This is a genomic window from Arthrobacter sp. HLT1-20 (assembly GCF_054510895.1).
On the sequence record NZ_JBTNDR010000020.1, the window covers coordinates 1 to 24665 of the forward strand.

18 protein-coding genes and 1 riboswitch are annotated in these 24665 nt (G+C 64.3%); of the genes, 10 read left to right on the forward strand and 8 right to left on the reverse strand.

Annotated features, from left to right (window positions below; all coding sequences use genetic code 11):
- A partial coding sequence (locus tag ACX80Q_RS11755) for an endo-alpha-N-acetylgalactosaminidase family protein (RefSeq protein WP_459330718.1) occupies positions 1-5007 on the reverse strand: 5007 nt, incomplete at its 3' end.
- Positions 5008-5347: 340 nt separating this feature from the next.
- Between ACX80Q_RS11755 and ACX80Q_RS11760 the strand changes: the two genes are divergently transcribed.
- From ACX80Q_RS11760 to ACX80Q_RS11780, 5 genes are all read left to right on the forward strand, one after another.
- Entirely contained in the window at positions 5348-6253 is a 906-nt protein-coding gene (locus ACX80Q_RS11760; protein WP_459330719.1) for an SIS domain-containing protein, read from the forward strand.
- 220 nt (positions 6254-6473) lie between these two features.
- The gene (locus ACX80Q_RS11765) at positions 6474-7475 is read left to right on the forward strand and encodes an ROK family protein (protein ID WP_459330720.1); all 1002 of its coding nucleotides are present in this window, start codon (positions 6474-6476) and stop codon (positions 7473-7475) included.
- Complete coding sequence (locus ACX80Q_RS11770; RefSeq protein WP_459330721.1) at positions 7472-8440, forward strand: 1-phosphofructokinase family hexose kinase; 969 nt, start codon at positions 7472-7474, stop codon at positions 8438-8440. Before ACX80Q_RS11765 ends, ACX80Q_RS11770 begins: the two co-directional genes overlap by 4 nt.
- 12 nt (positions 8441-8452) lie before the next feature.
- On the forward strand, positions 8453-9304 hold the full coding sequence (locus tag ACX80Q_RS11775; RefSeq protein WP_459330722.1) for a class II fructose-bisphosphate aldolase: 852 nt from the start codon (positions 8453-8455) through the stop codon (positions 9302-9304).
- 37 nt (positions 9305-9341) lie between these two features.
- Positions 9342-10133, forward strand: a complete 792-nt coding sequence (locus ACX80Q_RS11780) for a DeoR/GlpR family DNA-binding transcription regulator (protein WP_459330723.1) — start codon at positions 9342-9344, stop codon at positions 10131-10133.
- A gap of 118 nt (positions 10134-10251) precedes the next feature.
- Here ACX80Q_RS11780 and efeB read toward each other — a convergent pair whose 3' ends face one another.
- The 4 genes from efeB to ACX80Q_RS11800 all read right to left on the reverse strand — a co-directional run bounded on the left by efeB (position 10252) and on the right by ACX80Q_RS11800 (position 15218).
- On the reverse strand, positions 10252-11544 hold the full coding sequence (efeB, locus tag ACX80Q_RS11785; RefSeq protein ID WP_459330724.1) for an iron uptake transporter deferrochelatase/peroxidase subunit: 1293 nt from the start codon (positions 11542-11544) through the stop codon (positions 10252-10254).
- Positions 11545-12777 carry an iron uptake system protein EfeO gene (gene efeO, locus ACX80Q_RS11790; protein ID WP_459330725.1) on the reverse strand — a complete coding sequence of 411 codons (1233 nt, stop codon included), beginning with the start codon at positions 12775-12777 and terminating at the stop codon, positions 11545-11547.
- Positions 12778-12871: 94 nt separating this feature from the next.
- Positions 12872-14413, reverse strand: coding sequence for an iron uptake transporter permease EfeU (gene efeU / locus ACX80Q_RS11795; RefSeq protein WP_459330726.1), 1542 nt, complete (start codon positions 14411-14413; stop codon positions 12872-12874).
- A 127-nt stretch (positions 14414-14540) separates the two neighbouring features.
- Complete coding sequence (locus ACX80Q_RS11800) at positions 14541-15218, reverse strand: phosphoglycerate mutase family protein (RefSeq protein WP_459330727.1); 678 nt, start codon at positions 15216-15218, stop codon at positions 14541-14543.
- Between the two features lie 58 nt (positions 15219-15276).
- Between ACX80Q_RS11800 and ACX80Q_RS11805 the strand changes: the two genes are divergently transcribed.
- Positions 15277-16131, forward strand: a complete 855-nt coding sequence (locus ACX80Q_RS11805) for a CPBP family intramembrane glutamic endopeptidase (protein WP_459330728.1) — start codon at positions 15277-15279, stop codon at positions 16129-16131.
- A 236-nt stretch (positions 16132-16367) separates the two neighbouring features.
- On the opposite strand, the gene ACX80Q_RS11810 is transcribed toward ACX80Q_RS11805, so the two are convergent.
- Positions 16368-17006, reverse strand: a complete 639-nt coding sequence (locus ACX80Q_RS11810; RefSeq protein WP_459330729.1) for a VOC family protein — start codon at positions 17004-17006, stop codon at positions 16368-16370.
- A gap of 113 nt (positions 17007-17119) precedes the next feature.
- Between ACX80Q_RS11810 and ACX80Q_RS11815 the strand changes: the two genes are divergently transcribed.
- The 3 genes from ACX80Q_RS11815 (at position 17120) to metX (ending at position 22504) form a co-directional block, all read left to right on the forward strand.
- Entirely contained in the window at positions 17120-19609 is a 2490-nt protein-coding gene (locus tag ACX80Q_RS11815) for a Tex family protein (protein WP_459330730.1), read from the forward strand.
- A gap of 182 nt (positions 19610-19791) precedes the next feature.
- Positions 19792-19908, forward strand: a riboswitch (SAM riboswitch).
- Between the two features lie 77 nt (positions 19909-19985).
- Positions 19986-21302, forward strand: coding sequence for a bifunctional o-acetylhomoserine/o-acetylserine sulfhydrylase (locus tag ACX80Q_RS11820; RefSeq protein ID WP_459330731.1), 1317 nt, complete (start codon positions 19986-19988; stop codon positions 21300-21302).
- 68 nt (positions 21303-21370) lie between these two features.
- Positions 21371-22504 (forward strand): homoserine O-acetyltransferase MetX, encoded by a 1134-nt coding sequence (gene metX, locus ACX80Q_RS11825; protein ID WP_459330765.1) that lies wholly within the window; start codon positions 21371-21373, stop codon positions 22502-22504.
- 23 nt (positions 22505-22527) lie between these two features.
- Here the strand turns inward: metX and ACX80Q_RS11830 are convergent, their stop codons facing one another.
- Entirely contained in the window at positions 22528-22950 is a 423-nt protein-coding gene (locus ACX80Q_RS11830; RefSeq protein WP_459330732.1) for a hypothetical protein, read from the reverse strand.
- 206 nt (positions 22951-23156) lie between these two features.
- Here ACX80Q_RS11830 and ACX80Q_RS11835 point away from each other — a divergent pair, with 206 nt between their 5' ends.
- Positions 23157-23720: a dihydrofolate reductase family protein gene (locus tag ACX80Q_RS11835; protein WP_459330733.1), complete on the forward strand. Its 564-nt coding sequence runs from the start codon at positions 23157-23159 to the stop codon at positions 23718-23720.
- A gap of 29 nt (positions 23721-23749) precedes the next feature.
- Here the strand turns inward: ACX80Q_RS11835 and ACX80Q_RS11840 are convergent, their stop codons facing one another.
- A complete protein-coding gene (locus tag ACX80Q_RS11840; protein WP_459330734.1) occupies positions 23750-24601 on the reverse strand; it encodes an SGNH/GDSL hydrolase family protein in 852 nt (283 codons plus the stop codon).
- Positions 24602-24665: the final 64 nt, after the last annotated feature.

Sequence of the window (24665 nt, forward strand, 5' to 3'; positions counted from 1 at the left end):
CGGTGCCACCGTTGCGGAGCTGACGCCACCACTGACGGTGTTGGTGGGAACGGTCGACGGCGTAGCGCTCGGCTTCACACTCGGGGTCGCCGAGGGTGTTACCGAAGGCGTCGCCGAAGGTGTTACCGAGGGTGTGGCAGACGGTGTCGCTGAAGGCGTTGCGCTGGGCGTGGCCGACGGGGTTGCCGACGGAGTAGCGCTGGGCGTGGCCGACGGGGTTGCCGACGGAGTAGCGCTGGGCGTGGCCGAAGGCGTCGCGCTCGGGGTTGCCGTCGGAACAGAAGTACCACAGCTGAACTTGGCATCTGCCCAGTCGGCCCACTCGTCACCGTTCTTGCCGTCGACCAGCACCTTGTCTACGTTCAGATCGATGTAGCGGACACCCGTGACATCAACGTTGAGCTTGTAGCCATCGCTGTCAACTGTCAGCTGCGGTGACGTGGCAAGGGTCTTGCCGTCTCCCGCCACCGTGAAGACCACGTTGCCGCGGTGTGCCTTGGGCAGCTTTGCGTCATCAATGCCAACCACTGCACTGAAGTTGGTGCACTGGGCGCCCAGGTAGTAGCGGATGCTGGAATCGGCGTGAACGCCCAGTCCCTTGGCGTAGACCTTGGTGTCAATGGTGATGGGGGTTCCGTCACCGGCGGCATTTTCGCCGTTGTTCAAGTCGCGCTCGACGGGTCCCCATTCGTTCACGGGGGTGCCCACGAACTCCAAGTCACTGGCGAAGCTGTCCTTGGTGGGCGCAGCAGGGGCGGCGCCCACGGTGCTGATGGCAACAGTGCCGGTGGCTGCTTTCCCGTTGCTGTCCGTACCGGCAACGTTGAGAGTTCCCGCACCCAAGGCCGCATCTGCTGCAACCTTGTAGGTGTAGCTGGCAACACCGGAGGCATTGGCCGTGGCCTTGCCCAACACGGCGGTGCCGAGGGAGAACGTGGCCTCGGTGCCGGCTTTCAAGTCACCCACGGTGACCGTGTAGGACTTGCCCTGCTCCAGCGGTCCGGCCGGGCTGACCGCGGGGGCCAAGGCGATGGCCGGTGCGTCATCTGAACAGATGAATTTGGCATCTGCCCAGTCGGCCCAGTCGTTGCCGTTGTCGCCATTAGCGTCCACCACCAAGTCAACGTAGCGGGCACCCTTCAAATCAACAGTGATGGGCAGTGCGGCTGAAGCGCCTGTCAGAACACCGGAGTTGTAGAGTTCCTTGCCGTCCCCTAGAACCTTGAAGATCACGGAGCCGCGGCTGGCCTGCTTGTCGTCAACGCCGATCACTGCCGTGAAGGCGCTGCACTGTGAACCAACAAAGTAGTTGATCTTCGACGCGGCGTGGACGCCCAAACCCTTGGCGTACAGCTTGCCATCGAGCAGGATGCCCTGGCCGTCCTTTTCGCCCTGCTCGCCGTTGTTGAAGTCCTTCTCGGCAGGTCCCCACCCGTTGGTGGGGGTGCCGATCCACTGCATGTCCGACGCGAAAGTGTCCTTGGTGGGCGGGTTGGGCATGGTGTAGACACCCACGGTCGTTTCGGCCGTGCGGGCACCGAGGGGCGCCACCGTGGTGGTGTAGCTGGACTTGGCCTTGATGTTGTAGCTACCGTCGGCACTGGCCGGGGCATCCACGGCCCATTTGGTAATCAGCTTGCCACCGGGAGCCAATGTTGCGGCCGTTGCCGGTGTGGTTGCCGTGGCAGTCCAGCCCTCAGGCAGTTCCAGGCTCACCACTGCATTCGTGACACCAGCGGGCTCGTTGGAAACCAAGGTGGTGGTGAACTCGTTGGGCGCATCCTGTTCAATGATGGGCCCGGTCTGGGTCATGGACAATTGGGCACAGGCAGGGGTTTTCTGCGAAGGTCCCAGATCGCGGACCAACAGGTTATCCAAGGAGAAGTCTGCCGGCGTTGAGCCCGTACGGCGCAGGCCAACATAGCTGTCGCCACAAGCGGAGGCGGTAAAGCTCTGCACCCAGCGCTTGGTTGACTGCATTTCAGGAACCGGAGTTGACACTGTCTCCACCGCGCCAGCGGCTCCGTCGTAGCCGCCAACCCAGGTGTATTCATTGGCCTTGGCCGATTGGTAGTCGAAGCTGATCTCATAGTCGTGACCCTGCTTGAACGGCAAGGTTGCCGGTGTTGTCCGGTAGACCAGTCCGCTGTTTTCCTCGTGCGAGAGCAGGCTGAACGTGCCATCGATGACGTTGTCAATCGGCTTGTTCTGCCAACCCTTTTGCGTGTACGGGGCGTTGATCGGAGCCAGGTGCGTGCGAGGGTCGGTGATGCTGCCCGCGTTGCCCTTGACGAACGGGCCCCATCCCTGGTCAACGGTTTCAAAGTCCTCGGCCAGCACCACACCGGTCTGGGGATCTTCCACAACATCGGCAGCAGAGACGTGAGCTGTTTTGATGACGCGGAAGTCATCAACCAAGACAGCCGCGGCCCCGGCAGGTGCCGAGAATGTGACTGTTGGCTTGTCGCCGTCGTTCTTCACATCGACCAGCACGCGCACACGCTGGGTGAAGGTGCGGTTCTTCTGGTCGGCGGCAACCGTGTTGTACAGCGCCGAGGAACTGGTGGTGTTCTTCACAGCAGGCTGGCCGGAAACCGTGGCAGAGAGCGTGGTTTCACGCTTGCCGCGCGGGAACGTCTCCTTCGAGTCGAGCGTGGGGTCAATTTCAACCCAGGCGCTCACGGAGTAGGTGCCCTTCGTCAACGGTTCCAGGGTCTGGCTGATGCTGGAGGCGGCTGCACCGAACTTGGCGCTGGTCAAACCCTTGTGGGAGGTGGCCAAGGTGACCTCGCCCGTGGTCTGCCAGGCGGCTAGGTTGCCGGAATTGAAGCCGGGGTCCTTGATGCCCGTGCCCTGGCCCCACTCTGCAGCGGCGTTGTCGGGGACAGTTGCCAAGGCGGAGGTGGGTGCCAGCACGTAGGCGGTGTTCGCCTTGGGGGTCAGTGTGACGCCGCCGTTGACCACGGAGACGTCGGGGAGTGCCTTGCGGCCTTGGGGCGTGAGTTCGTACACCTTCAAGGAGCCCTGGCTGGCGAACTCGGGAGTCAGCTTCCAGGTCTGGGTGCCGCCGGCCAAGCTGTAGTTGTACAGCTTGGTCTGGTCATTGACGTTGTGCTTGGCGTCCTCGCCGAACTCAACGAGCTTGCTGGACCACGGCAGGAGGTAGTTATGACCATCAAGGACCTTCACGCCGTCCTGGGTGATGACGCGGTTGTCCAGGCTGGTGCCGGTGATGCTCACGTTGTTTTCCAGCGTGATGGCGTCCGTGGTCCAGGTCTTGATTTCCTGTTGCTGAATGAACTTAGCGGGAACGTTGTTGTCCCACACATTCTTCAGGAACGCGTTGTAGTCATTCTGTCCGGTCCAGCCCATCCACTCCACCAAGTGCGGGGTGCCGAGGCGCGGATCCGGGTTCCAGGTATCACGCTGGGTATTCTGGCTAAAGCGCAGGATCTGTGAGTTCCAGCCCTTGTTGGCAGTTCCACCGTATTTTTCATCCACGGCCCAGTGTGACCAGGTGTTGTTGCGGACCATGTAGTTGGCCCACTCGGAGGACACCGAATAGCCGGCGTCAATCATGTTGCGCTGGAGGCGTTCGGAGATCCAGCCATGCTCGTAGTAGACGTCAATGTAGTTGGTGCTCAGGCCGTCGCTGACATTAGTGGACATGCCGTCGATGCGGGTCTTTTGGTCCCCGGAGAGGACGTCGTGGCGCTGATCAATGATGTACGCCTGCTCCAACCAGTTCCAATTCTTCTGCGGAGGCATCTTGATGAACTCTTCGTTGAACGCCTTGGCCGAGGGGTAGGCCTCGGTGTTGTTCATGTGCACGCTGAACGTTGCACCGAAGCCCTTCGCCTGCTCCAACAAGGCGTTCATGTCCTTGAGGCCGCCGGCACGTTCGTTCCAGTTGCCGTCGTAGTCGGTGTTGGCCGAGTCGTGGCCCTCACTCGTGAAGCCCTTCAGCAATGCAAGCTGACCCAGGCCGTCGGTGGCCAGGGACATGTGCTTGACGTCGTCAAGGGTGCGCAGGAACGGGTTGGTGGCCTGGCTGGCAAAGTTGAAGGGGATGGTCTGGACCACGCGGTTCTTGACATCTTCCCAACCGTAGGGCTTGATCTGGATGTCGCGGGAGGCGATGGCGCCGTCCTGCCAGTTCACTGTGCCATCGGTGTTGATGTCACCGGTGATGACGACCTTGGCCATGGGCAGTGGCTCAGTCTCGGTGGAGTCCTTGGCGCGGTACAGCCACGCGCCGGAGGAGATGCCCACCTTTTTGTTGGCCCCGTCGGCCTTGACCTGACGCCACATTCGGCCGCGGTCTGCGTTGGCGAGACTGCTGTCCGTGGCTCCGTAGGCGCCGTCATACAAGGAGTTACTCTCAAAGCTGGCGGCAAGATCCTTGGTATTGGCAATGGCCACCATGGAGGTCTTGGGCTCGGCATCCACTGCTGTGTCGGCCGTGATGGGCGTGATGGTATCGCCGTTTTTGGCACGGTCAACATCAACAATGGCCGCGGCCACGGAGGCGCCAGCCTCGGTCGATGACAGGGTGACCAGGTCCTGATCCATGATCTGGATGCGGTTGACCCTCTGGGCGGGGGTGTCCACAATCTCGGTGATGTTGAACGTCAGAACGTTCGACTCAACCGACAGCTTGGCCTTCATGCTCACGCCAGCCATGCCGGGCACGGTGATGGTGTAATCGATCGACTTGCCATTGCCGTTGAGCGCCGATGTCACAGTGACGTTCTGGTCTGTGCCGTTGATGCGCATCTTGGTGGCGACGGCGGTGGCGCCCGTCATGGTCTTTCCGGCGAGCGTGTATTTCAACGCCTGGGGGAACGCGGTGGAGACCTCAACGGAAAGTGTTCCTGAGGCGATCACCGCCGTTCCGGCTGCCGCGACGGCAGGGATGGCCGCAGCGAGGGGGACGATGGCGCCGGCCATGACAGCGCCGGCGATCCCCATCCCCAACCACTTGCGTTGGTGTCGATCGAGTGACATCAAGAGCTCCTTGAATAACTTTTTTGCGGTCCAAGTGGCGGTCTGCGCACTTGATTTGTGATGCGAATTGCAGTGCTGACTGGACTGAACATGAGCCACCTCACACTGTTATGGATAACATTACATGATCATGTCCAGTGGTGCCCCGTATTTCGGGGGTTGAAATATGGTGACCCTCGAGGTAATGACAGCCCCGCGCTAGCGCGGGCCCAAGTGATTGATCATGACGTTTTGATGGTCATTGTGATCACTATGTGCTAAGCTGGTGCACAACCCGGAATGCTTCCAGCGGCCGTAAAAATGTGTCACAGGAAGCCGCTAAACAAGGAGAATGCGCAGCATGAGCGAAAATACCCAACTTGGCCCCTTCATGGACGCTGAGCTCACCAGCCAGCCCGAAGTGTGGGCTACGGCAATTGCCCAGGCTAAGAGTGAGAATCTGCTGCCTGCCGATGGGCAGCGCGTGGCAGTCATTGGCTGCGGCACGTCCTGGTTCATGGCTCAGAGCTACGCCACGGCCCGCGAATCTGCAGGAAAAGGCGTCACCGACGCATTCGCCGCCTCCGAGGCGTTCCTGGGTGCCGAGCGCGGTTATGACGCAGTGATTGCCATCACCCGCTCCGGCACCACCACCGAGGTGCTGGAAATCCTCACGGCCATCAAGGGCACTGTGCGCACGGTTGCCCTGGTTGGCGACATCACCTCCCCGATCATGACCATCGCGGACGCCATTGTGGAACTGCCATACGCCGATGAGCAGTCAGTGGTGCAGACCCGCTTCGCCACCACGGCCCTGACCTACCTGTTGACAAGCGTTGGCGTTGACCTGACGGCTGCCGTGGAGGATGCCAAGGCCAGTGTTATCGCTCCCGTGGAGCAGGAATTGATCGACGCCGAGCAGTTCACCTTCCTGGGCACCGGCTGGACCGTGGGCCTGGCCCATGAGGCTGGCCTGAAGATGCGTGAAGCCGTGCAGGGCTGGACCGAGTCCTACCCGGCCAAGGAATACCGCCATGGCCCCATCTCTATCGCGGCCCCGAACCGCGTCACCTGGATGTTTGGCGACCAGCCCGAGGGCCTGGATAAGGACGTTGCCAAGACTGGCGCGCTGTACATCAACACCACCATGCACCCGCTGGCGGAATTGGCCCGCGTCCACCGCGTGACGCTGGAGCGCGCCCGCGCCCGCGGCATGAACCCGGACCTGCCACGCAACCTCACCCGCTCGGTCATCCTGGGCGACTAGTCCCCAAACCCTCCCGTCCCAAGCCGCTGGCGCGACTCGGGACGGGGCCCTCGGGCTTGTGGGCCCAATCGCCCTCCCGCACGAAGCCGGCCGGATTTCTGGCTAAAATGTTAGGCACGCCACTTCATCTAGAAGTGGCGTGCCTGATGTTTGTCCACAAACAGCGTGGCCGCACCAGATCATGCCACTGGTATTCGCCTTCTACAAAGAAACTACCTTCATGAATACTTTGACCAACCCCGCGGGCGAATCCGAAACGCTGCCCACCATCGCTGCCCCCTGCGAGCCCATGCCCGACGCCGTTCTGGCCTTTGACGTGGGCGGCACCGACATGAAGGTTGGTGTGGTCCTGGGTGATCTGAGCCTGGGTGACGTTGAGGTGCGCGATCTGCAACGCCATCCCACACCGCTCGACGGCGCCCGCTCGGGTGAGAGCGTCTGCGCCAGGATTGTTGAACTGACGGCCGAGTACCGTGCAAGCCACCCGCAGCTGGTCATCGGCGCCGTGGGCGTCACCGTTCCGGGCATTGTTGACGAGGACGCCGGCATTGGCATCTACTCCTCCAATCTGGGCTGGCGGGACTTCCCCTTCACGGCAACACTGGAGCAGGCCTTGGGCCTGCCCGTTGGGTTTGGGCACGACGTCAGCATGGCCGGAGAAGCCGAATTCCAGCTCGGCGCCGCCAAGGGCAGAAGTGACGTGTTGATCCTGGTGATCGGCACAGGCATTGCCGGTGCCGTGCTGTGCGACGGCAAGCGCGTTGCCGGCGGCGGCTACGCCGGGGAGATTGGGCACGCCATGGTGCCGGCTCCGGGCGGCGGCATGGCCATCATGGAATCCCTGGGTTCCGCAGGCGCCATCGCCCGGCGTTACGCCGAAGCCACGGGAACGCCCGTGGCTGGTGCACGTGAGGTCATGGGCCTGGCCGCGGCAGGCGACGGCGCCGCGCAAACTATTTGGCACGACGCCATCGACGCTCTCGCTTTTAGTGTTGCCCAATGTGTCTCCATCCTGGGCACCGAAACAGTCGTCCTGGGCGGCGGCCTGTCGATGGCCGGCCCCGCACTTTTTGAACCCCTGGCGGCCCGCGTGGATGAGCTGCTGACCTTCCACCGCCGCCCACAGTATGTGCACGCGGCCCTGGGTGAAAACGCAGGGCTCATCGGCTCGGCCTTGAAAGCACGCAGCCTTAGCGCCAGCGCCGGGAAGGAGCAGGCATGAGCGCCAACAACCTAGTCCTCACCGTCACCCCCAACCCTGCCGTTGACGTCACCTACACGGTGGACGGCGTGAATCTTGGCTCCTCCCACCGGGTTCCCACCCCGCTGTACCGCGCCGGCGGCAAGGGCCTGAACGTCTCCCGCGTGGCGCACCAGCTGGGCCACGCAACGCTTGCCATTGCCACGGCCGGCGGCCCCTCCGGTGAGCAGTTGCGTGCCGATCTGCAGGCGGCCGGGATCCTGCACCACCTGGTCCCGGTGGCCGCTGCAACCCGGCGCACCATCGCCCTGGTGGACACCGCGCACGGCAACACCACCAGCATCTTTAACGAGGTGGGCCCGGCCCTGCGCGCCGCCGAATGGCAGGCGCTGGCCGCCGCCGTGGTGGACAACCTGGCCGGTGTGCAAACGGCCGACGGCGTGCGCAAGCCCGGCGTCTTGGTGGGCTCCGGCTCCCTGCCGGAGCAGGCACCGGCCGATTTTTACCCCGCACTAGTGGCCCTAGCCCACGGCGCCGGCGTGCCAGCCATCATTGACACCTCCGGCAGCGGCATTCTGGCCGCGGCCAAGGCCGGTGCCGACCTGCTCAAGCCCAACAATCACGAGCTGATGGAAGCCGTGGGCGAGAGCAACCTTGTCAGCGCCGCCCGCAAGCTCATGAATCTGGGCGCCAAACGCGTGCTGGTCAGTGTTGGCGAGGAGGGCATGCTCGCCTTCAGCGCCGACGCCCCCGGCAGCTACCTCCAGGCAAAATTGCCGGCACCCTTGAGCGGCAACCCCACAGGTGCAGGGGATGCGGCTGTGAGTGCCGCCGCCGTCGCCCTTGCCAACGGGGTTGAGGACCTGCGCGAGATCCTGCGCGCCGCCACCTCGTGGAGCGCGGCAGCCGTGCTCATGCCCGGCGCCGGGGAAATTTCTCCGCGGTACGGCGAGCTGGCCCAACAACTCATCATCACAGACCACTAAGGAACACATTTCATGGCTTTGACTAACACCCGCGACATCATGAACCTGGCGGCTGCCTCCGGCATTGGCCAGGGCGCGTTCAACGTGATCCACCTGGAGACCATCGAGGGCCTGATTGGCGGCGCCGAGGCTGCTGGCCGCCCCGTCATCTTGCAGATCTCCGAGAACTGCGCCAAGTTCCATGGCGGCTTGGAGCCGGTGGCAGCGGCAACCCTGGCGGCAGCCCGGCGGGCAAGCGTTCCCGTGGCCGTGCACCTGGACCATGCCGAGGACGAGGCGCTGGCCTACGAGGCAGTGGATTTGGGCTTTGGCTCCATCATGTACGACGGCGCGCACTTTGAGTATGAGCAAAACGTTGAGGTCACGGCCCGCGTGGCAGCCTACGCGCACGCACGCGGCGTCTACGTGGAAGCAGAGTTGGGCAAAGTGGGCGGCAAGGACGGTGCCCATGCGCCGGGCGTGCTGACCGACCCCACCGAAGCGGCAGCCTTCGTGGCAGCAACCGGCGTGGACGCCCTGGCCGTTGCCGTGGGCTCCTCGCACGCCATGACCGAGCGCAGCGCGGCGTTGAACCTGCTGCGCATTTCCGAGTTGAAGGCTGCCTTGGATGTGCCGCTGGTGTTGCACGGCTCCTCAGGGGTCTCGGATGAGATGATTGTGGCAGCCATTGCAGCAGGTATGACCAAGATCAACGTCTCCACACACCTGAACGGTTTCTTTACGCGGGCGGTTCGCGAGTACTTGGATGCCAACCCTGCTGTAGTAGATTCACGTAAGTACTTGGGTGCAGGACGCACGGCCCTGATTCCTGAAGTTGCACGGTTGCTGAACTTGTTTGCCGGTGCCGGTCTAACGAACAACTAAACGCGATGGCCGCCTGGCCGTCCCGGGGAGAACATAGATGAACAGAACTGAACGACTCACAGCGATATTGGACATCCTGGCCGCGGACGGCCATGTGGAAGTCGATGAGATTGTGGCCAAGTTGGGGGTATCCCCGGCAACGGCGCGGCGCGACCTGGACTCCTTGGCCAATGAGCGCCTGCTGACGCGCACCCGCGGCGGTGCAACGAGTGGTTCTGTTTCCTATGACCTGCCGGGGCGGTACAACCGTGACGATTTTGCCGAGGAAAAGCAGCAGATTGCGCACGCCGCGAGTGCCCTGATCCCCAAGGGTGCCGTCATTGGCCTGTGCGGTGGAACCACCAGCACAGCTCTTGCGCAGGTGCTCTCCACCCGCGAGGACCTCATGGTGCAGTCCAACCGGCCCACCCTGACGGTTGTCACCAACGCCATCAACATTGCGGCGCAGCTGGCCATCCGGCCCAACTTCAAGATCATGGTGACCGGCGGCATCGTCAACCCGCGCTCCTACGAGCTGGTGGGACCCTACGCGGACTCGATCTTGCAGCGCGTTGCCCTGGACTTCGCCTTCATCGGTGTGAACGGGATCGAGCCCGGTGCCGGACCCACCACGAATGATGAGGGCGAGGCCTCGGTGAACTCCCGCATGGCCCGGCGCGCCTCGGAAGCTTACATCCTGGCGGACGCCTCAAAGATCGGCAAGCGGGCCTTCGCCACCATGGAGGAGCACGATTTCCGCAACCTGATCACCGACTCCCGGATCACCCAGGAGCAGCTCACCGCGTTTGCCGAAGCTGGCACCCACGTGATTGTGGCGCCACAACTGTAGAGTCAGCGCACTGTAGAGACAGCGCACTGCAGAGTCAGCGCACTGCAGAGGCAGCGCAAAAAGCTGCGGCACCCACGCCATCAGGCCCGGGGTGCCGCAGCTTTTTTGTGCCCGCGGCCTAGGCGAAGAATTCCCTACCGTAGTAGTTGCCCGCTGCCGGGAGGCCCGGCGGGACGGCAAAGACCCCCGATCCCACGTGGCGGATGTATTCGTTGAGCCTGTCGGAGCTGCCCAGCTTGCGCTGCAGGGCAATGAATTGTTCGGGGTGCTTTTGGAAGCTCAGGAACATCAGCCCGGCGTCCAGGCGGCCCACGGCGTCGAGCCCGTCGGTGAAGTTGTAGCCACGGCGCAGGATCTTGGTGCCACCATTGTTTTCATGGGCCACCAACGCAATGTGCGAATCCGGTGCAATGACAGGCGCACCCGCGGCCGTGGCGTGGAAGTCAGGGACGTCGTGCTCCTTGGTTCCTGACAGGGGTGCACCCTCGGCCTTGGTGCGGCCAAAGATGCTCTGCTGATCCCCAATGGTGTCCTCATCCCAGGTCTCAACGAGCATGTGAATCTTGCGGGCCACCAGGTAACTGCCGCCCACCATCCACGGCTGGCCGGCTTCCTGGCCCACCCACACGTGCGCATCAAGATCCACGGCGTCCTTGACATTGCGGGTGCCGTCCTTGAAACCCATCAGGTTCCGTGGCGTGGATTGCTGCGCGCCAGCGGAGGCGCGCCCAAAACCCAGCACAGTCCACTTGGTCTTGACCATGGTGCGTGCCATGCGGGCCAGGTTGCGCACCGCGTGGTAGGCCACCTGGGGATCGTTGGCGCAGGCCTGGATGCACAGGTCCCCGCCGGTCAGGGCGGGGTTCAGGGACTCCCCGGCCATGGCTGGAAGCTGGGCAAAGTCGGCGGGTCTGAACGCCGACAAACCAAACCGCTCATCAAAGAGGGAAGGCCCAAAGCCCAAGGTGAGGGTTAGGCCCTGCGGCCCCATGTCCGTGGCCTCTCCGGTGTCGCCAGGGATGGCGTGCTCGCGGCCGGGCTCCACCTTGCCCACGGGTGCACCGGAGGTCATCTCCGCCATGGCGGCCGACCACTTGGCCAGCACCAGTTGCAGCTCGGTGCGGCTCGTGGCGGTCACATCAAAGGCCGTGAACACCAGGTGGTCCTGCGGGGGAGTGTCAATCCCGCCCTGGTGCTCCCCATAAAAGGGGTAGGTCAGGGCGGCCCGGCCGGCCATGAGTTCCACGTCGGACACCGGTGTTGGCGGGGCTGCTGCGGCGGCAGCCAGTGCACTGGACGCAAGGGCGCCTGCCACCCCCAAGGCCACGCCCCCAGCACCGGCCACAGCGGCGGATCCGCCAAAGAAGTTCCGGCGCGAAACCCCGCCCGCCGGTTCGGTGGATTCGCTCATTTAGACCGTCGCCACTTTCTCGGAAATCTTGGCCAAGGGTGCCTGCAACGACTGGATCAGCTGCGTGAGCTTGGCGGCGTCGGATTTCTTGAGCTCTTCCGTGTAGGCCTTGAAGCCACCCAGGGCGGCGGCGTCCTTGTACCCGGCCAGGGCGGTGTTGACGGTCTCGAACTGGGTGGCGATCTGCTCGCTCAGTGTTGCGTCAATGTCCTTCAGGGCGGGCTTCAGATACTCAAAGGCCTGCTGCGAGCCCTCAATGTTGGCGGCGAAATCCACCAGGTCCAGCTTGGAGTAGGCCTCCTCCTCACCGGTGATCTTGGAGGACTGGACCTCTTCGAGAAGGCCGCTGGCGCCATTGGCCAGTTCCTCGGGCTTGTAGGAACCCTTGGCTTCCAGCTCGGCCGTCAGGGTCTTCAGGGTGCCAACATTCTTCACAATGCCGGCAGCCAGGGCCTTTGACGTCCCCGTGATGGCCTTCGCCTCAAAAAGGTCCTTTTCCAGAGGGTGGAAGCCCGTCCATTCCGTGCCGGGCTCGACGTCGGCCACGCGCAGGTCGAGTGCCGGGTCAAGGTCGGGGAAGCTCTCTGCCACCGGCTCGATCCGCTCAAAGAACGGGCGGGCCTGGGCGTAAGCCTGCTGGCTGGCCGCCACATCGCCGGAGTCAACGGCCGTCTGCAGGGCCGCGACGGCCAGCACCAGGCTGTCCACCTGGCCCGAAACGTACTTGGCGTAGCCGGCGGTTCCTTCTTGCAACTTGTCGCTGACACCGTTGGCAGCTGCCGTTGCGGCGCCGCCGCTGACGGTAAACGCCTTCGTTTCGGTGACGGCACCGGGGCAGTAAAGCTGGTATTCGCCGCCTGCCAGCGTCACAGTGAAGCTGACGGCCTTCAGTCCCGGAATGACGTTTTCACGCTCGCCCAGGATGCGCTTGTCGCTGAGCAGTTCCACCTCACTGACACCGGAGGCGTCCTTGTTGGAGATGGTGAAGGTGACAGGTCCTGCAGGGGCGCCGGAGAAGTCCGGGACGCACTGCTCGTCGCCGTTGACCTTTTCAACGCTGACGGCAATCTGGGCGGCACCGTTGCTGACAGGGGCGGCATCGCCCTTGACAGCAGTGGCCTGGCCCTGGGGTGTGGCTCCGCCGCAGGCGGCCAGGGAGAGGGTGAGCACTGTTGCGCCGGCGAGCAGCACGGCAGTCTTGGAGCGCAGGGAACGGGCTGAGGGGAAAGGCATGGGTTTCCTTTGGCAAGGGGTGAGGGGGAGGAGTGTGCAAAAGGGGAGCACAAAGTGGCCGGCGCGCGGGGCGCCAGGCGTGGGTGGTGCGGAATTAGGGTGAGGGTGCCGTGATGAGGAGCTGGCGGCGGTTGCGCCGGGCCGTGAGAAGCAACATCAGGGCCGCAACCAGGAACACGGCCGGCAGGTAGCGGGCCCACAGCACATTCTCTGCCGCTGCGGATTCAAAACTGCTCAGTTCGGTCACAGCGGCGGTGACATGCTTTTCGGGTACGTGCCAGCCGCCTTCCCCGGCCACGGCAAGGGTGCGGGAGGTGGCCAGGCCGCCGCCAGTCAGTGTCAGGGTGGCGCCCTGGGTGTTGACGGCGTCGATCACCTGATTGTTGACCAGCCATACGGTGATGCTGCCCTTGTGATTCCAGCTGGCAGCAAAGGGGCCAGGGTTCTTGGCGGGGCTGATGCCCACCGGCATGCGGCCGCCGTTGAGCTCGCTCAACAGGTCCGTTGACACCTTGGCGGGCTCGGAGGCGGCGGGTGTGGACGGCGCTGCCGTGTAGACGGCGGCTGTCCGGCCGGCATGCGACTCCGTGCCGTGGCTGGCCAGCGCAAAGCTGGCTGAGGTGCCGTCCGCGGAGGACACCACAAGTGTTGTTGCGTCCCCCGGGGCGAGCCGCAGCGAACCCGCCGCCTCCCCGGACGAGGAAAGCAACGGCGTCGTACTGTTTGTAGAAGGGGCGGCCGGGATGGCTAGGGGTGCGGCCAAGACCAACACCAGGGCGGCAATGCTGAGGGTTGCGGCGGCGATGAGCTGCAGGCGCGGCAGGGCAGCGGCGCGTGGCCGCCAGCTGCGCGGCCACAGGATGAAGGCCAGCATGGGGACCAGGTACAGGGCCCAGCCCAGCAGTTCCACCAGGCGGGGATCGTTCGGGATGCCGAACACGCCGGTGAGGATGGCCGCCCGGGCGCTGCCGTTGGGGGCAAGCCAGGCGAGATTGACAGTGGCGTCCTGGCCAATGTTGATCCAGCCGGCTTCGTGGGCCGTGCGCAGGGATTTCATGACGAGTCCTGCGGCCACGAACACCAGGAACACGCCCGTGGCCTTGAAGAACTTGGCAAGGTTGAGCTTGATGGCGCCGCGGAACAGCAGGAATCCCACCCCTGTGGCGATGGCCAGGCCCAGCAGGGCACCCAGCCCGGCACTGAGCGGATTCAAGGAGGATTGGAAGGCGGCCACCATGAAAACGGCCGTTTCAACGCCCTCGCGAAGCACGGCCAGGAAGGCCATGCCGGCCAGGGCAACCACGGAGCCACCCTTCAGGGCGGAGCCTGCGTGGGCCTCCAGCGTGGATTTCAGGTGGCGCGAATTTTTGCTCATCCACAGGATCATGAACGTCACGATCACCACCGCCACGGCGCCGATGACGGTTTCCATGGCTTCCTGCTGCTGCTGGGGGAGCGCTGCGGAAACCAGCTCCAGGGTGACGCCCACCAGGGCGCTCAGGAAAACGGCGGCGCCAACACCCAGCCACATGGGCTTGAGGGATTGGCCATTGCGGCGCAGAAAAGCGGCAATCATGCCCACTATCAGTGCGGCCTCAAGACCTTCACGCAGGCCGATGACAAGTGTTGCAAGCACCTAAATACTCCGGTGTTCCCTTGATGCTGAGAGTTGGGGTGTGCCCCAACTCTCAGGCAAGGCTACCCTTAGACTGCCTCTTGGCGCCAATTAGGCCAGCGAAGTGTTGCGTAATGCCTGCGCGGCGTCACCAAATGTGGTCCGGCGCGTCCAGCACCGTCGTGGACGGGTCTGCCACTGTCCATTGCGCAAAGTTGGTGTCCATGATGTATTGCTGACCCGCGCGGATGAGGGTGCGGACCTCGGCGTTTTCCGGGTTGTTCAGGGACTCAAAGTACTCCACGGACCAGTGGAACCAGCGCATGCAAAACAAGCGCATGGTCAGCCCGTGCGTCACCAGCAAGGCGTTGGGGGCGTAGTCCGGCCTGGACCAGTGCCTGAACAGGGTCTCCATGAAGGAGGACACCCTGTCGTACACATCCGAGCCCGATTCGCCCTCCCTGAACCGGTAGAAGAAATGGCCGTAGGCGTTGCGGAGTTCCTTTTGATCGGCAATCTCCGCAGGGTTCTGGAAGTTCGCCCAGTCCTGTTCGCGCAGTCGCGGTTCCTCGACTGTCCGCTCCACCAGATCGCCAAGATTCAGTGCCTCAAGGGTTTGATAGGCGCGCAGGTACGGGGAGACGTAGACGCAGACTTTCTGCCCGTCCAACTGCCGCCGCACCTTCTCCCCGGCAGCTTTGGCCTGGGCCACGCCAAGCTCGGTCAGCGGGATCCGGTAATCGGGAATCCTGTTGTACAGGGTCTGGTCAACATTGGCTGCCGACTGTCCGTGGCGGATCATGATGATCTTGCGAGGCGCGCTCATGCCCCTGATCTTATACATTCTTAGGCACAATTCACGCGGGAACGGCATGATTGCTTGTATGAGTGAATCAGTGCCCGCCATTTCCATGAACGACGCCGGACCTTCCGTCCCGGCCCCCACCGGCCAAGGTGCCGTGCCCGGCGTCGAACATCAGGCATCAGGCCATCAGGGCTGGGGCGTCAAGTCGCGGCGACGCCTGATTACCGAGGTGCTGCTGGTGCTGGGTGTTTCGGTGGGGCAGTCGGCCGTGTACTCGGTGGTGTCGCTGCTGGACAAGATGAGTCGCGCGCCCATTGCCCAGGGCACCTCGACGCTGAACGTGGTGCGCAACAACCGCGAATTCTTTGACCTCACGTACCAGCTCCTGGATATCTTCTTCGCCCTGGTGCCCGTCATGCTGGTCTTCTACCTGCTGGCCGAGCCCGGGAAGTCCGTGTTCCGGAGCATCGGGCTGGATTGGCGCCATCCCTTCCGCGACGGGCTCGGGGCGTTGGCGCTGCTGGTGGTCATCGGCGTGCCGTCACTGGGGATTTATGCGGCAGGGCGGGCGCTCGGCATCACCACCGAGATCATTCCCAGCGCCCTGAACCAGTACTGGTGGACCATCCCCGTGCTGGTGCTTTCCGCGATCCGGGCCGGTGTGCTGGAGGAGGTCATTCTCAACGGCTATTTGCTGGGCCGGCTGGAGAAGATCGGGCTCGGGCCCTGGGCCGCGATCACGCTCAGCGCCCTGCTGCGTGGCAGTTACCACCTGTATCAGGGCTTCGGCCCGTTCGTGGGCAATTTCCTGATGGGCCTGCTGTTTGGCTGGGTGTACAAAAAGTACGGCCGGGTGGCGCCGCTCGTGGTGGCCCACGCTTTGGTTGACATTGCCGCGTTCACGTTGGGCCCGGCCCTGGGCTTCGGCGGTTAGCAGGCCACCCGCCCCACCCGCCCAACTCCACCCGCCTACGCCCGCCCCGCCCTCCCCGCCCGCCCCGCCCTCCCCGCCCAACTGTGACGCACTTGTTGCTGCGGATTGCGCTTTCCGAGGCGAAATCGGTCCAACAACTGCGTCACAGATCCCGGGGGAGACGCAAACGGCACCCGCCCGCAAGGGGAGGGTGCCGGCGTCGAACAATGGAGCTGTGGGCCCAATGAACAGAAGAGCTAGATGGTGACCGGGCCGTGGGCCGTCTCGAACGTGACGGACATGATGCCGGGGGTGCCGCGCGGGGCGATCCACTCCACCGCCACGTCATCCAGCGGCGCCTCGACGGGCTCGCCCAACCATTCGGTGACGCGTTCGGCGCTGCCGGCGATGGTCAGCGAGGAGAGCTTCACGGTGGATGCACGCGCCAGCGACGGGTGCAGGGAGGGATCGCCCTCCCACTTGAGCATGTACGGCACCTGGGGATCGGCAATGAGTCCCTTGATGCCGATCTGCTGCCACACCAATTCCTGGCCGTCGGGGAACTTCCTGTTGCCGGGGACAGCGCTGCGGCCCAGGCGTTCCTCGAAGGGGGTGAGATCGTCAACGGCGACGCACCACCCCATCCAACCTCCACCGGCTGCGGAGCGCGCCTTGACGGCCTGGCCGAACGGCGCCTTGTCCGAGGCGGGGTGATTAAGGCACTCAACAATTTCCACATAATGGTGGTCGGTGAGGGGAATAATCATATTGCGGGTGCCGAAGCGCGGATGAATTCCTCCGCGCACTGCATCGACCCCGAGGGCGGTCGCGATTCGCTCCGTAGTGGCAGCCAATCCGTCTGATTCACTGGCGTAAGAAACATGATCCATTCGCATGAGTTCATCTTGGCACTTTGTGATCGACGTCTCGACTTAGTGTCGCCTAAGCCACATGGGACGTCAGATGTCAGGGGTGTTTGGCGTCCCGGCCGGTGGGGCAGAATTGGAGCGTGACTGATACTGGAAACGCCCCGCTGACCCTGCCCACCGCCGCCACCATCGCTGAGCGAATCAGCTCAGGCATTGCCGCCGAGTTGGGGGTCCGCCCTGCTCAGGTTCGTGCCGCGATTGGCCTGATGGACGACGGCGCCAGCGTCCCCTTTATTGCCCGGTACAGAAAAGAAGCCACCGGCACCCTGGATGACACGCAGCTCCGCGATCTCGAGGAGCGCCTACGGTACCTGCGCGAACTTGAGGCCCGGCGTTTGACCGTGCTGGAGACCATTCACGGGCTCGGCAAGCTGACTGCCGCGCTGCGCCGTGCCGTGGAAGATGCCGCGACCAAATCGGAATTGGAAGATCTCTACCTGCCCTACAAGTCCACGCGCAAGACCAAGGCAGATGCCGCCCGCGAGGCGGGCTTGGAGCCCCTGCTCGACGCCCTGCTGGCCGACCCTTCCCGCTTCCCTGCCGTGGAAGCGGACGCCTTTGTTGACGCCGCCCGCGGCGTTGCCTCAGCCGATGACGCCCTGGCCGGGGCACGGGCCATCCTGATTGAGCGGGCCGGCCAGGATGCTGCGCTGGTGGGTGAGCTGCGCGAGCGCCTATGGAAGACAGGCCGGCTGCGTTCCACCGTCAAGGCGGGCAAAGACGCGGCCGGGGAAAAGTTCAAGGACTACTTTGACTTCTCCCAGCCCCCGCACACGCTGCCCAGCCACCGGGTGCTGGCCCTGTTGCGCGGCGAAAAGGACGGCGTCCTGGGGCTGGATCTGGCCGAGGGTGACACCCGCGACGCCGACGCTGCCGCGCTGGCCCGGTCCCGCTACGAAAATGCCGTTGCCCACTCCTTGGGCATCACCGAATCTGGCCGCGCGGCGGATAGCTGGCTCATGACCAGCGCCCGACTGGCCTGGCGCACGCGCATCCTGACCCGCCTCTCGGTTGATCTGCGCGTGCGCCTGTTCCAAAGCGCCGAGGAGGAATCGGTGCGTGTTTTTGCCGCCAACCTCCGTGACGTGCTGCTGGCCGCACCGGCCGGAAACCGCGCAACCCTGGGCCTTGACCCGGGGCTGCGCACAGGCGTCAAGGTTGCCGTGGTGGACGGCACCGGCAAGGTTGCAGCAACGGAAACCATCTACCCGCACGCGCCCGCCCGCAAGTGGAACGAATCCCTCGCCACCTTGGTGGCCCTGGCCACCAAGCATGGCGTTGAGCTGATTGCCATTGGCAACGGCACTGCCAGCCGGGAGACGGACAAATTGGCCGCCGAACTTGTCGCCGAGCTCAAGCGCCTCAACCAGGACAGTAAGGTCATCAAGCTGGTTGTCTCCGAGGCCGGCGCCTCCGTGTATTCGGCCTCGGCGCTGGCCAGTGCCGAACTGCCCGGCATGGATGTTTCCCTACGCGGTGCCGTCTCCATTGCCCGCCGGCTGCAGGATCCGCTGGCCGAGCTGGTGAAGATCGATCCCAAATCGATCGGCGTGGGCCAGTACCAGCACGACCTCACCCCGGCCAAGCTGGAACGCTCTCTGGACGCCGTGGTTGAGGACTGCGTGAACGCGGTGGGCGTGGACCTGAACACCGCCTCGCCGGCCCTGCTGGCGAGGGTGGCCGGCGTCGGACCTCTTTTGAGTGAAAACATTGTGGCCCACAGAAACGAGCACGGCCCCTTCAACAAGCGTCGCGAGCTGCTCAAGGTGGCCCGGCTTGGACCCAAGGCGTTTGAACAATGCGCCGGATTCCTGCGCATCACCGGGGGAGCGGAGCCGTTGGACGCCTCCAGCGTGCACCCCGAGGCTTACGGCGTGGCCCGCAAGATCCTTGCCACGGTGGGCGCCACGTCAACAGAGATTTCCGCGGGCGTTGCCGCCGTGGCCGCCGTCAACCCGGCCGACTTTGTGGATGGCACCTTCGGCCTGCCCACGGTTGCCGACATTGTGGCCGAGCTGCAAAAGCCCGGCCGCGACCCCCGCCCCCGCTTCGAAACGGCCACCTTCACCGACGGCATTGAGAAGATCACCGACCTTCGCCCCGGCATGATCCTGGAGGGGACGGTCTCCAACGTGGCCGCGTTTGGCGCGTTCGTGGACATTGGCGTGCACCAGGACGGGCTGGTGCACGTCTCGGCCATGAGCAACTCCTTTGTCTCGGACCCGCACGCGGTGGTTAAATCGGGCCAGGTGGTGCGTGTGAAGGTCCTGGAGGTGGAGCCGGAGCGCAAGCGCATCTCGCTCACCCTGCGACTGGATGACGCCGCTTCTGATGCCAACGCAGGGGGCAAGCGCGACGCCGGCTCCCGCCCTTCCGGTGTCCGTGCCTCCGGGCGGCCCGCACCCAGCGGCGGCGAGCAGTCCCGGACTGGGGGAGCCCAACCTGGCCCCCAGGGGCAAGGCGCCCAGGGACGAGGCGGCGACCGTGCCGGACGCCCCGCAACTCCTCCGCCGTCGGCAAACACGGCCATGGCCGAGGCTTTGCGCCGCGCGGGCCTTCTTGCCCCGTGACTACGCACATAACGCCCTCTCAGCACGTTGAGAGGGCGTTATCTGCGTAGTCACCGCGGCCGGATTTCTCATAAGTTCAGCTGGTGCCACTTTTTGGCGCAAATTTCAAGCACATGTTCGGCCAAGGTCATAAACTCGTCACAATCTTGCGGCGCATGAACGGATCTTCCACACTGGATGTAGGTCATGAGTGTCAGCGACAAGCCCCGGCTCGCTGACCGGCAACCCTCCTTCCGCGGTGGGGTGCCCCGGGTGAAGACCTGGCACTGAGCCGCCCGGTTCCAGTGCAAGCGCGGGCCATCGAGTCTAAGGCCCTTCACGCATGCTGCGTCGGAGGGTTTTTTGGCGCAGGCCTCTAGTGTGAAGGAACTCAACCATGAGCAACGGTTGGTCATTTGAAACCCGTCAGATCCACGTAGGCCAGGAGCCGGACGTCACCACAGGTGCACGCGCCCTGCCCATCTACCAGACAACATCGTTTGTTTTCCCCTCCGCCGAAAGCGCAGCCGCACGGTTTGCCCTGGCTGAACTGGAGCCGATCTACACCCGCATCGGCAACCCCACCCAGGACGCCGTCGAACAGCGCATTGCCAGCTTGGAAGGCGGCGTGGCGGCACTGCTGCTCGCCTCCGGCCAGGCAGCAACCACGTTCGCCATCTTGAACCTGGCGGAGGCCGGCGATCACATTGTTTCCAGCCCCAGCATCTACGGCGGCACGTACAACTTGTTCGCGCACAGCCTGAAGAAGCTCGGCATTGAGGTCACGTTCGTCTCCGACCCCGACAACCTGGACGAATGGCGCGCTGCCGTCCGCCCCAACACCAAGGCATTCTTTGGCGAGGTTGTCTCCAACCCGCGCCAGGACGTCCTGGACATTGAGAACATCAGCGCCATTGCCCACGAGGCCGGCGTGCCGTTGCTGGTGGACAACACCTTGGCGACTCCGTACCTGATCCGCCCGCTGGAATGGGGTGCCGACATTGTCATCCACTCCGCCACCAAGTACCTGGGCGGCCACGGCAGCGCCATCGCGGGCGTGATTGTCGACGGCGGCAAGTTCGACTTCGCCACCAACCCGGAGAAATTCCCCGGCTTCAACACCCCGGATGTCACCTACAACGGCCTGGTGTACGCCCGCGACTTGGGTGTTGGCAGCGCGCTCGGTGCCAACTTGGCCTACATCCTCAAGGCTCGCGTGCAGCTGCTGCGCGACCTCGGCTCGGCCGTGGCACCGTTCAACGCCTTCCTCATTGCCCAGGGCATCGAGACGCTCAGCCTGCGTGTGGAGCGCCATGTCAGCAACGCGGTTGCCGTTGCAGAATGGCTTGAGCAGAACGAGAACGTGGACGCCGTGGCCTACGCGGGAATCCCCTCCAGCCCCTGGTTTGAGCGTGGCCGCAAGTACGGTCCCAAGGGCACCGGCGCCGTCATCGCCTTTGACATCAAGGGCGGTGCCGAAGCTGGCAAGCGCTTTGTTGATGGTTTGGAACTGCACTCACACGTGGCCAACATTGGCGACGTGCGCTCCCTGGTCATCCACCCGGCGTCGACCACGCATGCGCAGCTTTCACCGGAGCAGCAGCTGGCTGCCGGCGTGCGCCCCGGACTGGTCCGCCTCTCCGTAGGCATTGAGAACATCGCAGACATCCTTGCCGACCTCGAAGCCGGATTCCGCGCAGCAAAATTAGCGTGATCGCCGTGGAACGCACGGAGGAAAACAGCGTTTTGGCGCCGGGCTTTGCCTCCGTGGAGGCCACACCCGTGGGAGAGGAATTCTCCGCAGCCGTGGGCCAGGGCGGCGGTGTGCTGCGCTCTCTTGAGATCGGCGCACTGCCCTTGGAAGCCGGGGGATCACTGCCTTCGGTCACCATGGCCTTTGAATGCTGGGGCACGCTGAATGAGGCGGGCGACAATGCCGTCCTCATCCAGCACGCCCTGACCGGCAGCACCCACGTGAGTCGCGGCGAATCCGAGGAAGACGGCTGGTGGGAAGGCCTGGTGGGCCCCGGGGAAGTCATCGACACCAACAAGTACTTTGTGGTGTGCGCCAACATGCTCGGCGGCTGCTACGGCACCACCGGCCCCTCCAGCATCGCCGGCGACGGCAAGCCGTACGGTTCCCGCTTCCCCTTCGTCACCATCCGGGACTCGGTCCACGCCGAGGCGCGCCTGGCCGACAAGCTGGGCGTGAAGCTGTGGCACGCCGTCATTGGCGGTTCCATGGGCGGTGCACGTGCCCTGGAGTGGGCGGCGAGTTACCCGGAGCGGGTGCAGCGCTGCGCCGTGGTGGCGGCTTGCGCTGCCAGCACGGCTGAGCAAATCGCCTTTGCCCAGACGCAGACCCTCGCCATCCGCCAAGACCCCAACTTTGCCGGCGGGGATTATTACGACGGCGCAGCCCCCACCTCGGGCTTGGGACTGGCCCGGCGGATTGCCCACATCAACTACCGCTCGGAAACTGAGATGGAGTCACGCTTTGGTCGCCAGGCCCAAGGTGGCGAGGACACCATCAGCCACGGCCGCCTGGCGGCATTGGGTGCACCAGGCAACAGGTACCAGGTGGAGAGCTACCTTGACCACCAGGCACGCAAATTGGTGGGACGCTTTGATGCCAACAGCTACATTGCCATCACCGAGGCGTTGATGAGCCACGACGTCAGCCGCGGCCGCGGCACCCTGGGCCAGGCCCTGGCGGCAACGGCGGGCGTGGAGTTCCTGGTGGCGGCCGTCAAGAGCGACCGCCTGTACTTCCCGGCCCAGTCGCTTGCCCTAGCAGCGGCGCTTCCCGGGGATGTGGCTGTCCACCACATCGACTCCGCCATTGGTCACGACGGCTTCCTCACCGAGGTGGCCGTGGTGGGGGAGTTGCTGAAGGAATCCTTCTTCAGCAGCTGACACCACAGGGCAGTTGCCGGGGGTTAGAAGTTCTTGAAGATTGCTTCGCGGTGGACGGCGTATTGTTCTGCCGTGACCTGGCCGCTGCGGCGTGCGGTGTCCAGGGCGTCGAGCTGGCGCTTCAGCTCGGCCTCGGCCTTCATGCGCTCGTTGGCGAAACCGGTTGTCTGGTGTCCGTGGGAGGTGTCGTAGTTGCGCATCGGGACGCCGTTGAGCAGTGTTCCCACATAGGGGGCGTTGCCTGGTTGATGGGCCACCCCCGCCTTGCCTGTTGGGTTGGCCGGGTTGTAGATGTTCTCACGTGCCGCGCGGCGCTTGCGGTTGGCCGACCTGGTGAAGATGCCGAGCAGGATGACTCCCACAACTGCCAGCATGAACAGGGGCGAAAAGCCGGATGAGCTGCTGGACGAGGCAGCAACAATACTCGTCGCCAATGGTTCGAGCATGATGGGCACAACGCACCTCTTCTACGAATAGGCCGCCGAATCCAGCGCCTCTTCTCATCCTAGTCCGCCCGCTGCGCCCCCCGGCACAGCGGGTAGCGAAGTTCCTCGGCGTGCAGTATAGCAATGGTGCCAACGTGGTGCTTTACACCGTGTTTCGTTACCGATTACGCTAAATTTCTGGACCGGATGACGGAAGGCATGGCGCTGTGCGGAAACTGATCTACGGCATGAACCTGACACTGGATGGCTACGTTGCCGCGCCCGGAGAGGACATCGGCTGGAGCATGCCGAGCGAGGAGCTGTTTCAGTGGTGGCTCGATCAGGAGCGGGCGATCGGCCTGTTGCTGTATGGGCGCAAGCTCTGGGAGGTCATGAGTTCCTACTGGCCCACCGGCGACCAGCAGCCGGACGCCACCCCGGCGCAGATCGAGTTCGCGCGGAACTGGCGGGACACGCCGAAGCTGGTGTTCTCCTCGGCTTTGGAGCAGGTCGACTGGAACACCCGCCTGGTTGCCGGTGACGCGGTCGCGGAGATCACCCGGCTCAAGGCCGGGGTTGGCGGGCCGATGAGGGTCGGTGGCGCAATTCTCGCCGGGGCGGCCATGCGGGCCGGGCTGGTCGACGAGTACACGATCGTGACCCATCCGGTCCTGGTGGGCGGCGGCACTCCGTTCTTCACAGCGTTGGATCGCCGGGTGAATCTGAATCTGGTGGAGACGCGGACGTTTCCCGGCGGGGTGGTCATGACCCGGTACCGGATCCGGCGTTAGTCCGTGTCAAAACCTCCTGTGGGACACACCTAGCCGCCTGCTCCAGTGCCCATGCCCGGGCCAAACACCGGTCCAGGGGTGGGGCGCTTGGCCGAGATGCCGTCGCCGGAGGATTGGTGCCGAAGCCTGCGCAGTACCCAAGGGAACAAGAACTCCCTGGCCCACACCAGGTCCTCGGCGCGGGCGGCCTGCCACTTCTGCGCCGGCAGCGGCTTGGGCCGCTGCGGAGCCAGCGCGTGCGGGACGTTGAGGGCGTTCAGTGCCATGATTGCGATGGTGTGGTGGCCCAACGGGGCAAAGTGCAGCCGGTCCTCGGCCCACATCTGGGGGTCGCCCAATTGGCGCAGGGACCACATGTCGGCTACCACGGCGTCATGCCGGGCGGCGATGGTGCGCAGGTTCTCGTTGTAGATGGCAACCCGTCCGCGCACCATGCCCAGCACCGGGGTGTCCCTGATGTCGGGGCCGTTGAAGAGCAGGACGGTGGCCCCGGCGGCCGTCATTTTCCCCACGGCGACATCCAGAGATTCGGCCAATGCATCGGGGTCCGAGCCCGGCCGGATTAAGTCATTGCCACCTGCTGAAATGCTGATCAGGTCGGGTTTGAGTGCCAACGCCGGTGCGAGCTGTTCGCCCAGGATCTGCCCCAGGAGCCTGCCGCGGATGGCCAGGTTCGCGTAGCGGAAGTCCTCGTGATCGCGACTGAGCTCCTCGGCCAGCCTGTCGGCCCAGCCGCGATAGCCGCCGGGGCTGCTCGGTTCCGGATCGCCAATTCCCTCGGTAAAGGAGTCGCCCATGGCCACGTAGCGGCTCCAGGGATGGCGGGAAGTGGGCTGCGCTGGCCCGGACTGGAAATTCTGTGCGGTAGATTCTTTCACCATCCCATCCTGCCCCTTGGGCGGCCGGTTTCGCCAGTGGGCCTTTTTGGACCCGGGGCGCCGCATG

Excerpts from the sequence above, each read along its gene's own strand:
- ACX80Q_RS11830 (WP_459330732.1), bottom strand. The coding sequence starts at position 22,950 with ATGCTCGAACCATTGGCGACGAGTATTGTTGCTGCCTCGTCCAGCAGC.
- ACX80Q_RS11800 (WP_459330727.1), bottom strand. The coding sequence starts at position 15,218 with ATGAGCGCGCCTCGCAAGATCATCATGATCCGCCACGGACAGTCGGCA.
- ACX80Q_RS11770 (WP_459330721.1), top strand. The coding sequence starts at position 7,472 with ATGAGCGCCAACAACCTAGTCCTCACCGTCACCCCCAACCCTGCCGTT.
- ACX80Q_RS11820 (WP_459330731.1), top strand. The coding sequence starts at position 19,986 with ATGAGCAACGGTTGGTCATTTGAAACCCGTCAGATCCACGTAGGCCAG.
- ACX80Q_RS11805 (WP_459330728.1), top strand. The coding sequence starts at position 15,277 with ATGAGTGAATCAGTGCCCGCCATTTCCATGAACGACGCCGGACCTTCC.
- ACX80Q_RS11810 (WP_459330729.1), bottom strand. The coding sequence starts at position 17,006 with ATGCGAATGGATCATGTTTCTTACGCCAGTGAATCAGACGGATTGGCT.
- efeB (WP_459330724.1), bottom strand. The coding sequence starts at position 11,544 with ATGAGCGAATCCACCGAACCGGCGGGCGGGGTTTCGCGCCGGAACTTC.
- ACX80Q_RS11760 (WP_459330719.1), top strand. The coding sequence starts at position 5,348 with ATGAGCGAAAATACCCAACTTGGCCCCTTCATGGACGCTGAGCTCACC.
- ACX80Q_RS11840 (WP_459330734.1), bottom strand. The coding sequence starts at position 24,601 with ATGGTGAAAGAATCTACCGCACAGAATTTCCAGTCCGGGCCAGCGCAG.
- ACX80Q_RS11775 (WP_459330722.1), top strand. The coding sequence starts at position 8,453 with ATGGCTTTGACTAACACCCGCGACATCATGAACCTGGCGGCTGCCTCC.
- ACX80Q_RS11765 (WP_459330720.1), top strand. The coding sequence starts at position 6,474 with ATGAATACTTTGACCAACCCCGCGGGCGAATCCGAAACGCTGCCCACC.
- efeO (WP_459330725.1), bottom strand. The coding sequence starts at position 12,777 with ATGCCTTTCCCCTCAGCCCGTTCCCTGCGCTCCAAGACTGCCGTGCTG.
- ACX80Q_RS11780 (WP_459330723.1), top strand. The coding sequence starts at position 9,342 with ATGAACAGAACTGAACGACTCACAGCGATATTGGACATCCTGGCCGCG.